12 protein-coding genes are annotated in these 12,841 nt (G+C 63.5%); 9 read left to right on the top strand and 3 right to left on the bottom strand.

Features of this window, described 5'->3' with window-relative positions:
* The first annotated feature begins 1 nt into the window (after position 1).
* The 3 genes from ABIE49_RS25495 to ABIE49_RS25505 are packed head-to-tail and all read left to right on the top strand — an operon-like array spanning position 2 to position 3,918.
* Positions 2-1,108 (top strand): microcin C ABC transporter permease YejB, encoded by a 1,107-nt coding sequence (locus ABIE49_RS25495; RefSeq protein WP_192737135.1) that lies wholly within the window; start codon positions 2-4, stop codon positions 1,106-1,108.
* A complete protein-coding gene (locus ABIE49_RS25500) occupies positions 1,108-2,286 on the top strand; it encodes an ABC transporter permease (protein ID WP_192737136.1) in 1,179 nt (392 codons plus the stop codon). Before ABIE49_RS25495 ends, ABIE49_RS25500 begins: the two co-directional genes overlap by 1 nt.
* A 6-nt stretch (positions 2,287-2,292) precedes the next feature.
* Positions 2,293-3,918 (top strand): ABC transporter ATP-binding protein, encoded by a 1,626-nt coding sequence (locus ABIE49_RS25505; protein ID WP_192737137.1) that lies wholly within the window; start codon positions 2,293-2,295, stop codon positions 3,916-3,918.
* A gap of 56 nt (positions 3,919-3,974) precedes the next feature.
* Here ABIE49_RS25505 and ABIE49_RS25510 read toward each other — a convergent pair whose 3' ends face one another.
* From ABIE49_RS25510 to ABIE49_RS25520, 3 genes are all read right to left on the bottom strand, one after another.
* On the bottom strand, positions 3,975-4,817 hold the full coding sequence (locus ABIE49_RS25510) for a C40 family peptidase (RefSeq protein WP_192737138.1): 843 nt from the start codon (positions 4,815-4,817) through the stop codon (positions 3,975-3,977).
* On the bottom strand, positions 4,810-6,192 hold the full coding sequence (locus ABIE49_RS25515; protein ID WP_192737139.1) for a leucyl aminopeptidase family protein: 1,383 nt from the start codon (positions 6,190-6,192) through the stop codon (positions 4,810-4,812). The genes ABIE49_RS25510 and ABIE49_RS25515 overlap by 8 nt, the downstream gene beginning before the upstream one ends.
* 182 nt (positions 6,193-6,374) lie before the next feature.
* Positions 6,375-7,325, bottom strand: coding sequence for a LysR family transcriptional regulator (locus ABIE49_RS25520; protein WP_192737140.1), 951 nt, complete (start codon positions 7,323-7,325; stop codon positions 6,375-6,377).
* 182 nt (positions 7,326-7,507) lie between these two features.
* Between ABIE49_RS25520 and ABIE49_RS25525 the strand changes: the two genes are divergently transcribed.
* From ABIE49_RS25525 to dmpG, 6 genes are read left to right on the top strand one after another with little or no spacing between them, the layout of a single operon-like run.
* Positions 7,508-8,584 carry a tripartite tricarboxylate transporter substrate binding protein gene (locus ABIE49_RS25525; protein WP_210337333.1) on the top strand — a complete coding sequence of 359 codons (1,077 nt, stop codon included), beginning with the start codon at positions 7,508-7,510 and terminating at the stop codon, positions 8,582-8,584.
* A 26-nt stretch (positions 8,585-8,610) separates the two neighbouring features.
* Complete coding sequence (locus ABIE49_RS25530; RefSeq protein ID WP_192737141.1) at positions 8,611-9,135, top strand: GlcG/HbpS family heme-binding protein; 525 nt, start codon at positions 8,611-8,613, stop codon at positions 9,133-9,135.
* Between the two features lie 5 nt (positions 9,136-9,140).
* Positions 9,141-9,974, top strand: a complete 834-nt coding sequence (mhpD, locus tag ABIE49_RS25535) for a 2-keto-4-pentenoate hydratase (RefSeq protein WP_354067606.1) — start codon at positions 9,141-9,143, stop codon at positions 9,972-9,974.
* Positions 9,971-10,738: a 2-keto-4-pentenoate hydratase gene (locus ABIE49_RS25540; RefSeq protein ID WP_192737143.1), complete on the top strand. Its 768-nt coding sequence runs from the start codon at positions 9,971-9,973 to the stop codon at positions 10,736-10,738. Before mhpD ends, ABIE49_RS25540 begins: the two co-directional genes overlap by 4 nt.
* Positions 10,739-10,741: 3 nt before the next feature.
* Positions 10,742-11,746 carry an acetaldehyde dehydrogenase (acetylating) gene (locus tag ABIE49_RS25545; RefSeq protein ID WP_210337334.1) on the top strand — a complete coding sequence of 335 codons (1,005 nt, stop codon included), beginning with the start codon at positions 10,742-10,744 and terminating at the stop codon, positions 11,744-11,746.
* Positions 11,743-12,783: a 4-hydroxy-2-oxovalerate aldolase gene (dmpG, locus tag ABIE49_RS25550; RefSeq protein WP_192737144.1), complete on the top strand. Its 1,041-nt coding sequence runs from the start codon at positions 11,743-11,745 to the stop codon at positions 12,781-12,783. Before ABIE49_RS25545 ends, dmpG begins: the two co-directional genes overlap by 4 nt.
* Positions 12,784-12,841: the final 58 nt, after the last annotated feature.

Here is a 12,841-nt window from a genome sequence, read left to right on the forward strand (position 1 = left end):
CATGGCCGCTTACATCGCCCGCCGTATTTTCCTGATGCTCCCGACGCTGCTCGGCATCCTGTTCGTGTCGTTCATCGTCGTACAGTTCGCCCCCGGCGGTCCGGTCGAGCGCGTACTCGCGCAGCTCTCCGGCGCCGACACCGGCGGCACTTCCAGAATATCGGGCGGCGGCGGCGATATGGGCCCGCGCGGCCAGGTCGGCGCGTCGGCGGATGCCGTCAGCTCCAAATACCGCGGCGCGCAGGGGCTCGATCCGGAATTCATCAAGAAGCTGGAAGTGCAGTTCGGCTTCGACAAGCCGGCGTATGAGCGCTTCGCGCTGATGGTATGGAATTTCGCGCGGTTCGATTTCGGCAAGAGCTATTTCCGAGACGTCAGCGTGATCCAGCTGATCAAGGAGAAACTGCCGGTCTCGATGTCGCTCGGGATCTGGATGACGCTGCTCACCTATCTGATCTCGATCCCGCTCGGCATCCGCAAGGCCGTGCAGGACGGATCCCGGTTCGACACCTGGACCTCGGCGATCATCATCGTTGGATTTGCGATTCCCGGCTTCCTGTTCGCGATCCTGCTGATCATCCTGTTCGCCGGCGGCTCGTTCTTCAACATCTTCCCGCTGCGCGGCCTGACCTCGGACGGCTGGGCGCAGTTCCCCTGGTACTGGAAGATCATCGATTATTTCTGGCACATCACGCTGCCGCTGATCGCGATGGCGCTCGGCGCCTTCGCCACCATGACGCTGCTGACCAAGAACTCGTTCCTCGACGAGATCCGCAAGCAATATGTGATGACGGCGCGCGCCAAGGGCTGCGGGGAGCGGCAGGTGCTGTACAACCACATCTTCCGCAACGCGATGCTGATCGTGATCGCGGGCTTCCCGAGCGCGTTCATTCACGCCTTCTTCTCGGGCTCGCTGTTGATCGAGACCATTTTCTCGCTCGACGGGCTCGGCCTGCTCGGCTTCGAAAGCGTGCTGAACCGCGACTATCCCGTGGTGTTCGGTACGCTGTTCATCTTTTCGCTGGTCGGCCTCGTGGTCAATCTGATCTCCGACCTCGCCTATATGTGGGTCGATCCACGGATCGACTTCGAGGCGCGTGAGGTCTGATGACGATCACCGCACCCCAGCCGGTCGAGGCCACGACGCAATCGCCGCTCGGCGAGGCCGTGCCGATGACGCGCCATGCCTTCACGCCGTCGCCGCTCAACCGCCGCCGCTGGCAGAACTTCAAGGCCAACCGCAGGGGTTACTGGTCGTTCTGGATCTTCATGGTCCTGTTCGTGATCTCGCTGTTTGCGGAGCTGATCGCCAACGATCGTCCGTTCCTGATCAAGTACGAAGGCCATCTGTACTGGCCCGCCTTCGTCAGCTATTCGGAGACCACTTTCGGCGGGGACTTCGAGACCGCCGCCGACTACCGCGATCCCTATTTGCAGAAGCAGATCGCCGACAAGGGCGGCACCATCATCTGGCCGCTGATCCGCTATTCCTACAGCACGCATAACCTCGATCTACCGACGCCGGCGCCGTCGAAGCCGACCTGGATGCTGACCGAGGCCCAGTGCAAGGAAGTGGTGACGAAGAAGGGCCTCAATGGCTGCAGCGACCTCGAATACAACTGGCTCGGCACCGACGACCAGGGCCGCGACGTGGTTGCGCGCCTGATCTACGGCTTCCGCATCTCGGTTCTGTTCGGCCTGACCTTGACGATCTTCTCCTCGATAATCGGCATCGCCGCCGGCGGCGTGCAGGGCTATTTCGGCGGCATGACCGATTTGCTGTTTCAGCGCTTCATCGAGATCTGGAACGCGATTCCCTCGCTGTATCTGCTCCTCATCATCTCGGCGGTGCTGCCGCCGGGCTTCTTCATCCTGCTCGGCATTCTCCTGCTGTTTTCCTGGGTGTCGCTGGTGGGCCTGGTTCGTGCCGAGTTTTTGCGCGGCCGCAATTTCGAATACATCCAGGCCGCAAGGGCGCTCGGCGTCTCCAATGCCAGGATCATGTTCCGCCATCTGTTGCCGAACGCGATGGTGGCCACCATGACCTTCCTGCCGTTCATCGTATCGTCGTCGGTGATGACGCTGACGGCGCTGGATTTTCTCGGCTTCGGCCTGCCGCCGGGCTCGCCCTCGCTGGGTGAAATGCTGTCACAGGCAAAGGCCAACGTGCAGGCGCCCTGGCTCGGCCTCACCGGGTTCTTTTCGGTTGCGATTATGCTGACGCTGTTGATCTTCATCGGCGAGGCCGCGCGCGACGCCTTCGATCCGCGCAAGACGTTCAGGTAGGATCGCATGGACGCCATCAACCAGCCTTTGCTCGATGTCCGCGACCTCTCGGTGGCGTTCGGCGACAGCCTTGCGGTGGATCATGTCTCGTTTTCGATTCGGCGCGGCGAGTGCGTGGCGCTGGTCGGCGAATCCGGCTCCGGAAAATCTGTCAGTGCATTGTCGATCCTGAGACTGCTGCCTTATCCGAGTGCCTCGCATCCTTCCGGCAGCATTCGCTTCCGCGGCCAGGATCTGTTGACGGCGCCCGAGAACGAGATGCGCGGAATCCGCGGCAACGACATCTCGATCATCTTCCAGGAGCCGATGACCTCGCTCAATCCGCTTCATACGATCGAGGCGCAGATCGGCGAGATACTGTTTCTCCACAACGGCGTCCGCGGCGCGGTGGCGCGGGCGCGCACGCTCGAACTCCTGACCCAGGTCGGCATTCCCGATCCGGGCCGGCGGCTGCAAAGCTATCCGCATCAATTGTCCGGCGGCCAGCGCCAGCGCGTCATGATCGCGATGGCGCTCGCCAACGAGCCGGACCTGTTGATTGCGGACGAACCGACCACGGCGCTGGATGTCACGGTGCAGGCCCAGATCCTGGCGCTGCTGGCCGAGATCCGCACGCGGCTCGGCATGAGCATGCTGTTCATCACCCATGATCTCGGCATCGTCCGCCGCATCGCCGACGTCGTCTGCGTCATGAACGGCGGCAAGATCGTCGAGCAGGGGCCGGTGGAACAGGTTTTTACCGCGCCGAAGCATTCGTACACGCGAGACTTGCTCGCGGCCGAACCAAAGCCAGACCCGGCGCCGCCGCGGCCCGATTCGCCGGTGGTGATGTCGGCGGATAATTTGAAGGTCTGGTTTCCGGTCAAGCGCGGCCTGCTGCGCCGGACGGTCGATCATATCAAGGCGGTGGACGGCGTCAGCCTTGCGGTGCGCAAGGGCGAGACGCTCGGCGTTGTCGGCGAGTCCGGTTCCGGCAAGACCACGCTCGGCCTCGCGCTGCTGCGGCTGATCTCGTCGGAGGGGCCGATCGTGTTCCTCGGCAACAACATCCAGGGCCTGCGTTTCAAGGCGATGCTGCCGTTCCGCCGCGACATGCAAATCGTGTTTCAGGATCCGTTCGGCGCGCTCTCACCGCGCATGTCGGTCGGCGATATCGTCGCCGAGGGTCTGACCGTGCATCAGCCCAAGCTGACCTATGAGGAGCGCGAGGCACGCGTCATCAAGGCCCTCAGGGATGTCGGCCTCGACCCCAAGACCCGGTTTCGCTATCCGCATGAATTTTCCGGCGGCCAGCGCCAGCGCATTTCCATCGCGCGCGCGGTGGTGCTGGAGCCGGATTTCGTCGTGCTGGACGAGCCGACCAGCGCGCTCGACATGCTGTTCCAGGCCCAGATGGTCGACCTCCTGCGCGAGTTGCAGCGCAAGCGCGACCTCACCTACATGTTCATCTCGCATGACCTGCGCGTGGTCGCGTCGCTCGCGAGCCATCTGATCGTGATGCGCCACGGCAAGGTGGTGGAAGAAGGGCCGGCCGCGGAGCTGTTCAAGAATCCGCAGAGCGACTACACCCGCGCGCTGTTCGCCGCCGCGTTCCGGATCGAAGCCGTGCCGGACGGGACAGTGGAGGTTTAGATCGCGTTTTCGAGCGAAGTGGACACCGGTTCGCGTAAAGAAAACGCGTCAAAGAACTAAAGCCGCTTGATCGCCGTGACTTCGCTGCCTGCCGCCTTGATGCGCGCGATGGCCTCGGCCGTGTTTTCGATCACTGTCGTCATGTGATGCGCATTGGCGTGGACCATGGTATCGGCGTCGCGCACGATCGCGACATGGCCCTTCCAGAAGATCAGGTCGCCGCGTTGCAGCGTTTTGGTCTCCGAAGGATTCAAGGTGCGGCCGAGGCCGTCCTGCTGCATGTCGCTGTCGCGCGGGCAGCCAGTGCCGGCGGCGTTGAGCGAAACCTGCACGAGGCCGGAGCAATCGATGCCGAGGCTGCTCTTGCCGCCCCATAGATAGGGCGTGCCGACGAATTTCTCCGCGACCGCAACGAAATCCTTCTCCATCGTCTCCATGCTGCCGACATGGCGGCGCGGCAGGTACCAGCCTTCGCGCGTCACGGCGAACGCGCCGTCTTCGCGTGCCACGGCGATGAGCGCCCCCATCGATAGCGTGTCGACTGGAGGCTGTTTGATCGAGGCGGCGGGAAACGCAAAGGTCCGCAGCGCCGTGACCTTGTGGGTCGGAGCGGCAGTTGGTTTGCCGAGCGCGGCATCGGGGATCCAGCCGACATAGCCGTCGCTGTTCAGCTGGCCCCAGGCAAAGCCTTCGCCGTTGCGGTCGTAGATCGTGACGCGTTCGCCTTTCAGCGCCTGCGTCAGCAATGGGGCATCGGCGGCCGGCGCCTCGCGCAGCGGCGCGATCGCATCGATCACACAGTATTCTACGCCCGTCACGAAACGCGCCGCCTTCACCTTGCCTTCGAGATATTTGGCGGCGAGATCAGGACGTGCCGGGGTCAGGCGTGGATCATCCATAGCGTTTACTCAACAGTTTGTAGATGGCGCGCGCGGCCTGGCATTCGCCGCCCTCGGGGCGCGCGGGTTTGGCCGACGGGGTCCAGCCGTAGATATCGACATGCAGCCAGCTTTTGACGTCCGAGACGAAGCGCTGCAGGAACAGCGCGCAGGTGATCGACCCGGCGAAGCCGCCGGACGGCGCGTTGTTGATGTCGGCGACTTTCGAATCCAGCCAGGAATCGTAAGCCGGCCACAGCGGCATGCGCCACAACGGATCCCGCTCCTCCACCGCGAAACGCGCAACGTCCTGCGCCAGCGTCTCATCATTGGTGTAAAAAGGCGGTAAATCCGGCCCCAATGCAACACGCGCCGCGCCGGTCAGGGTTCCCAGATCGACCAGCAGGTCCGGCTTCTCTTCGCAGGCAAACGCCAGCGCGTCGGCCAGCACCAGCCGGCCCTCGGCGTCGGTGTTGCCGATCTCTACCGTTGGCCCCTTGCGCGACTTGAAGATGTCGAGCGGGCGGAAGGCGTTGCCGGCCACCGCGTTCTCGACTGCGGGGATCAGCACCCGCAGGCGGACTTTCAGCTTGGCGTCCATCACCATCTGGGCCAGCGCCAGCACGTTGGCCGCGCCGCCCATGTCTTTCTTCATGATCAGCATGCCGCTGGAGGGTTTCAGGTCGAGCCCGCCGGTGTCGAAGCACACGCCCTTGCCGACCAGCGTGACCTTGGGGTGCGAAGCGTCGCCCCAACTCATATCGATCAGCCGCGGTGCGCGCGTCGAGGCCATGCCGACGGCGTGGATCAGCGGGAAATTCTGTTGGATCAATTCGTCGCCGACGATGGCCTTGAAGCTGGCGCCGAAACGATCCGCGAGTTGCCCGGCGGCGGCCGCCAGCTCTTCCGGACCCATGTCGTTCGATGGCGTATTTATGAGGTCGCGCGCCAGCGAGGCTGCTTCTGCCATCCGCGCGATGTCCGATATGTCGACGCCATCGGGCGGCACCAGCCGCACATCGGGGCTATCAGCCTTGCGATAGCGGCCGAAGCGATAGCTTCCGAGCGCGAAAGCGAGCGTGGCGAGACGCGTGTCGTGCGGCGCATTGGCGAAGCGATAGACGCCCGGTGGCAGCAGCCCGGGCAGCGCGCCGGGCCGGAACAGGTCACGGGATTTGCTTGCCTCCTCTTCGAGACCGAAAATGACCTGCGCAATCTGTCCGTCGGGCGCGGGGAGCGTCAGGCACTTGCCGGGTTTGGCCGAAAAATCGTTGGCGAGCGCAAATTGCTGGGCGTGTGGAGGAAGCTCCTTGCTGACCGTGGCCCATGTCGCCTTGGTGGCAAAATAAATCGGAATGCTGGAGGCGGCGGGTGCGGTCTCGAACGGGGATTGCATGCTGGTCTCGCGGAAAAGGGGCGGCTCGGTCAGCTGCCGAGCTTGCAGGATATTCGTGTGACTTCAATGGTGAAGCTGCAAAATTGTTCGTGAAAATCCGCCCGGATCCCGGCTACCAATCCGAATGCTCCGCCGCAGCGCGCGGGGGACGGCTGAAGGCAAATTTCCGATGGGGATCCGCATCAGGATTCGCGTCGCGCCGCGCGTCGGGGTCGTTGTTGAGTCAGCGGCGCCGCCAGACTAGCCGGCACTTTCGCAGACTTGCGCAGCATGTCGACGAAAGCCTCGGCGGCGGGGGAAAGGGATCGGCCGTTTCGTGTGATCACCGCGACGGAGCGCAGGATCTGCGGGTTTTCGAGCGGCCGGAGGCCGATTGTCGGGTCGATCAGGATGCCAACGCATTGAGGCAAGATGGCTATCCCCAAGCCGGCCCGAACCAGGGCTAGCGCCGTCCCCGCATAGGCTACCTCATAGGCCGGTGTTAAGGTCACGCCTGCCTGGGAAAAGCCGTCTTCGGCCAAATCGCGGAAGATGCTGTCGCGGTTAAGCGAGATCACCGGCAGGCTGGCAAGATCACTCCAGTTGAGTTGCGGTAGCTTCCCGATCGGGTGGCCGCGTGGATAGACCCCCACCAGCGGCTCCTGAAACAGCGGGCTCCATTGCAGCCCGGACTCCCACTCGCGGAAACTACCTATGCCGAGATCGGCTCCGCCGCTGCGGACCTGCATCAAAACCTGCTCAGGCAAAGAATCCTTCAGGTGCACCGAGATCGTCGGATAGCGAGCCCTGAATTCGGCGATCACTTCGACGAGGAAAGTGGTGGCGAGGATATACGGAGCGGCAACGACGACCTTGCCGCGCTGTTTCGCGCCCAGTTCCGCGACGCTGGCAAGCGTCGTATCGAGATCATCCAACAGTCGTTCAGCGCTGCCCATGAGCTCCAGCCCGGCGGCAGTCAACTCGACCTTGCGAGTGGAGCGCTCAATCAGCTGGACTTGCAGGTTGTCCTCCAGCTGACGGATCAGCAGGCTTAAGGCGGACTGTGTCAGGTACAGGCGCTCCGCCGCCTTCGTGAAGCTCTTGAGCTGAGCCACGAAGACGAAGGCACGCAACTGACGGACGGTCACATTCATTGGCAAAGTTCATAAATCTGGCCGAAGAACCTCCTTGCATTATAGGTTCGCTCTCCGCCACTTACAACGTCGACGCTCCGTAGCGTCAAATTCTCTGTTTTTGCCGCGTACGACATCGGAAGGTTGCGCGTGGCGCAGAATACCGGCGCGCGAATGCTCCTGTCTAACGTCCGATCACATTCATGAGTTTACCCAATCAATTGATTGAAAATATTCGTTTGAATCATGTGTCGCGTGCGCCTCTAGTGAGCACAACGGCGCAACAATCAGAACGAGGGAACGACATGGATCGACGTCAGTGCCTTGGGGCGATGTTGCTCGCAGCGGCGGCAACCATCGCGCCCGCCGCCTCGGCGCAAGACAGCTATCCCTCCCGCCTGGTGAAGGTGGTCGTCGGGTTTCCGGCGGGAAGCGCCGCCGATGTTGCAGCCCGTGCCGTCGCGGAAGCGTTGGCCAAACGGCTGGGTCAGCCTTTCATCGTCGATAACCGGCCCGGCGCAGCGAGCAGCATCGCGGCCAAGGCGGTGGCGACGTCTGCTCCCGACGGCTACACGATCTTCGTTGGAACGGTCGCGAACACGATCAACGTCGCATTCGCGGACCCTAACTCTCCCGACCTGGCAAAGGATTTCGCCGCGGTCACGATGATTGGCAGCGTGCCGAACATACTGGTGGTGAATCCCTCACTCGGCGTGACATCGGTCGACCAGTTGATCCGTGCCGCGAAGGAGAAGCCGGGCCAGATCACCTATGCCTCCTCGGGCTACGGGACGTCGCCGCATTTATCCGGTGAGCTCTTCTCCGCCCTGGCTGGCATCAAGATGCTGCACGTGCCGTACCGTGGCAGCACGCCGGCTGTGACCGACCTGCTCGGCGGTCAGGTAGCGGTGATGTTCTCGCCGGCCTCCACCGTGTTGCCGCACATCGCCGCCGGCACGCTGAAGGCGCTGGCGACGACCGGTGTGAAGCGAACGCCGCTCGCGCCCGATCTGCCGACGGTCCAGGAACTCGGATTCAAGGACTTCGAAAGTTCGGTGTGGTTCGGACTTCTGATGCCGGTGGGCACGCCGCCCGATGTGGTGGCGAAGATTCAGGCTGCGACCCATGCCGCGCTCGACCAGCCGGATATCCAGAATCAGTTCCGCGTCCAGGGCATCGAGGTCGTCAAGTCCACTCCGGACGAGTTTTCTCACTACATCCGCAGCGAAACCGGCAAGTGGGTCAAGGTCATCCAGACCGCCGGCATCAAGCGCGAATAACCGCTCAACATCAAAGGAGATTGCACATGGCCAAGCTTCGAGCCGAGGAGTGCCGCGCGTTCATCCAGGCCGTCACTGAAAAGGCGGCCGAGATGGGCGTCCCCGTCTCGGTCGCGATCGTCGGACCCGAGGGGCACCTGATTGCGCTGGAGCGCATGGACGATGCCGGCTTCATCACGCCCGACACGGCGCGCGCCAAGGCATTTACCGTCGCCGCCTTCCGATCGATGAGTCCGCGCTTCGCGGACGGGCTGGTCATCCAGCAGTGGTTCAAGGAGCGCAACCCTCAGATGCTGATGAACGCCGCTGTACTTACCAATGGCCAGGTTGTCGCTTCTGGCGGCTGTGCGCCGGTCTTCAAGGGCGCCGAGATGGTCGGCGCCTACGGCATCAGCGGCGCTACCGGCGATCAGGACGAAGAGATCGGTCGGTATGCGCGCGAGAAGGTGGGCTGGATTCACATGGCGGAGCACGACACCACGCCCGAGAGCGTCAAGCGGCATGTCAACGAGATCTACGCCAAGGTGGGTCTCGGCGACCGTTCCTTGTGACGATCATGCAGGTCAACGCCATGACGACATTTTGCATCGATACTGTCGGCGCCGCACGTTCGCTGCGCGATGCAGCCCGCACCGGCAATTTCATCGCTCCGCTGCGCGAGACGTTCCCGCTGATAACGGCGGCTGACGCCTATGCGATCCAGCGCACGAATACGGAACACCGCATACGTGAGGAAGGCCGACGCGTCGTTGGCTGCAAGGTTGGCCTGACGGCGAAGGCAGTGCAGGCGCAACTCGGCGTCGACCAGCCCGACTTCGGCATGCTGTTCGACGACATGGGGTTCGGCGACGGCGAACCGGTTTCGATGGAAGGGTTGCAGCAGCCGAAGATCGAGGCGGAGGTGGCCTTCGTTCTCGGGCGCGACCTGAACATGGAGAAGCCCGGACACGCCGAAATCATCCAGGCGATCGATCATTTGCTGCCCGCACTCGAGATTGTCGGTAGCCGTATCGCGGGCTGGAACATCCGCTTTGTCGACACCGTGGCGGACAATGCCTCTTCAAGCGCATACGTGCTTGGAAGCACGCCGAAAAAATTGTCCGACGTCGACCTCCGGCTTTGCGGCATGGTGATGACGCGGCGCGGTGAACCCGTGTCCGTGGGCGCCGGTGCCGCGTGCCTCGGCAACCCGCTCAATGCAGTGGTCTGGCTTGCCCGAACGATGGCCGCCGTTGGGCAGCCGCTCCGCGCAGGCCACCTGGTGCTGTCAGGTGCGCTTGGACCCATGGTCGCAGTGAACGCAGGCGACATCTTCGAGACCCGCATCAACGGCTTGGGCAGCGTCAAAGCCGTATTCGAGACTGACCCGACAGGAAGGCAACTCACATGAGCCGTGTCGAGGAATTGGCAGAGCAACTCGACGCCGCGGCGCGCGACGGTCGCGAAGTCGCGCAGATCGATCCTGAGGGGCAGTTGTCGCTGCAGGATGCGTACGCGGTCCAGCGCGCGTCAATCCAGCGCCGCGTGTCACGTGGCGCGCGGCGGGTCGGCGTGAAGATGGGATTCACGAGCCGCGCCAAGATGGTCCAGATGGGCCTCAGCGACGTCATCTGGGGGCGCCTGACCAGTGACATGCTGATCGAGGAAGGCATGGCCGCATCGTTCGCACGCTTCGTGCATCCGCGCGCGGAACCGGAGATCGCGTTCCTCCTGAAGAAGCCATTGCCAGGCCATGTCACTGCGGCGGAGGCGCTCGCCAGCGTGGAGGCGGTCGCGCCAGCGCTCGAAATTATCGATTCGCGCTATCGCGACTTCAAGTTCACGTTGCCAGAAGTGATCGCCGACAACGCGTCATCCAGTGGGATCGTGGTTGGGCCGTGGACCGACCCACGCAAGGACTTCAGCAACCTCGGCCTTACCATGAGCATCGACGGCCGCGTCGTGCACGTGGGATCGACGGCGGCAATTCTCGGTCACCCGCTTCGGTCGCTGGTCGCCGCTGCGCGCCTTTCTGATGCGGCGGGCGAGCCGCTACAGGCCGGCTGGGTGGTGATGGCGGGCGGCGCCACGCCGGCCGAGTGGATCAAGCCCGGCGAGTATGTCTCGATCGAGATGGAACGGCTGGGCGGCGCCGGTTTCCACATGGAGCACTGACTTATGCCCAACGCAACGATCCACAAGGTCAAGGCCGCGATCATCGGCTCCGGCAACATCGGCACCGATCTCATGATCAAGGTGATGCGCCAGGCCAGACACTTCGAAATGGGGGCGATGGTAGGCGTCGATCCCCAGTCGGACGGCCTCGCACACGCAAAACGCCTCGACGTCGCGACCACCGCCGAAGGCATCGAAGGGCTGCTCAAGCTGGACGTATTCCCCGAGATCGACGTCGTCTTCGACGCCACGTCGGCGGGTGCTCACCGACATCACAACAAGGTGCTGCAGCGTCATGGCATCCAGGTGATCGATCTCACCCCCGCGGCTGTCGGGCCCTATGTGATTCCGGCGATCAACCTGGAGGCCGAGAATTCCTCGAACATGAACATGGTCACTTGCGGCGGACAGGCCACGATCCCCATCGTCGCTGCCGTATCCCGTGTGGCCAAAGTTCACTACGCGGAGATTGTGGCATCCATCTCGAGCAAGTCGGCCGGGCCGGGTACGCGGGCCAACATCGACGAGTTCACCGAGACCACGCGTACGGCGATCGAGAAACTCGGCGGTGCCGAGCGGGGCAAGGCGGTCATCGTCCTGAACCCGGCCGAGCCGCCGCTCATCATGCGTGACACCGTGTTCGTGCTGTCCGAACTCGCAGAGGAGGCCGCGATCGAGGCCAGCATCTCCGAGATGGTCGCACGCGTGCAGGCTTATGTGCCAGGTTACCGGCTCAAGCAGCGGGTTCAGTTCGATATCATTCCGCCGGTCGCGCCGCTCAACGTGCCGAAGCTCGGGCCCCGGCATGGCCTGAAGACTTCGGTCTTCCTCGAAGTCGAGGGCGCGGCGCACTACCTGCCGTCCTATGCCGGCAACCTGGACATCATGACCTCGGCGGCCCTGGCATGCGGCGACATGATGGCTCGCCGACGTATCGAGGCGAGAATCGCCCGCGGCCTGAAGCAGCCGACGCGAGTTTCGCCGAACCACCAGGGAGTGTCGGCATGAACAGGAAGCTCTACATCTCGGACGTGACGCTCCGCGACGGCAGTCACGCAATTCGCCATCAGTACAGCATCGCCCAGATGAAGGCGATCTCCGCGGCGCTGGACGCGGCCGGTGTCGACAGCATCGAGGTAGCACATGGCGATGGTCTCGAAGGGTCCGGTTTCAACTACGGATTCGGTGCGCACACCGACGTGGAGTGGATATCGGCCGTCGCCGAGACGGTGAAGAAGGCCAAGGTCGCTACGCTGCTGTTGCCCGGCATCGGCACCACGCACGACCTGCGCCAAGCCTACGACGCCGGTGCCCGCGTCGTGCGCGTGGCCACGCACTGCACCGAAGCGGACGTCTCGCGCCAGCATCTGGAGTACGCGCGCGAGTTGGGTATGGAGCCGGTCGGCTTCCTGATGATGAGCCACATGGTGACGCCCCGGAAGCTCGCCGAGCAGGCCAAGCTGATGGAGAGCTATGGCGCAACCTGCGTCTACGTCGTCGACTCCGGCGGAGCGCTCAAGATGAACGATGTGCGGGACCGCTTCCGGGCTTTCAAGGAGGTGCTGAAACCCGAGACGCAGACGGGCATCCATGCCCATCACAACCTCAGCCTGGGCGTCGCGAACTCGATCGTCGCCGTGGAGGAAGGCTGCGACCGAGTCGACGCCAGCCTGGCCGGCATGGGCGCCGGTGCGGGCAACGCCCCGCTGGAAGTATTCATCGCGGCGGCCGATCGCATGGGCTGGAATCACGGCACCGACCTGCACACCCTGATGGATGCGGCGGACGATCTCGTGCGGCCACTGCAGGAGGACCGGCCGGTGCGCGTTGACCGTGAGACGCTCGCCCTCGGATATGCGGGCGTGTACTCGAGCTTCCTGCGGCACGCGGAGGCTGCGGCACACAAGTACGGACTGAAGGCCGTCGACATCCTGGTAGAACTGGGCAGGCGCAAGATGGTTGGGGGACAAGAAGACATGATCGTCGACGTGGCGCTGGATCTGCTGAGGGGTGCCCCGCACGAGCGCCCGCACTTGAGCCGGTGATGAGCGAGGCGGCCTGATCGCGCCGCCTCAGGTCTGACGATCAAACACAAGGGGAGGG

The organism is Bradyrhizobium sp. OAE829, from assembly GCF_040546575.1.
Classification (GTDB): Bacteria; Pseudomonadota; Alphaproteobacteria; order Rhizobiales; family Xanthobacteraceae; genus Bradyrhizobium.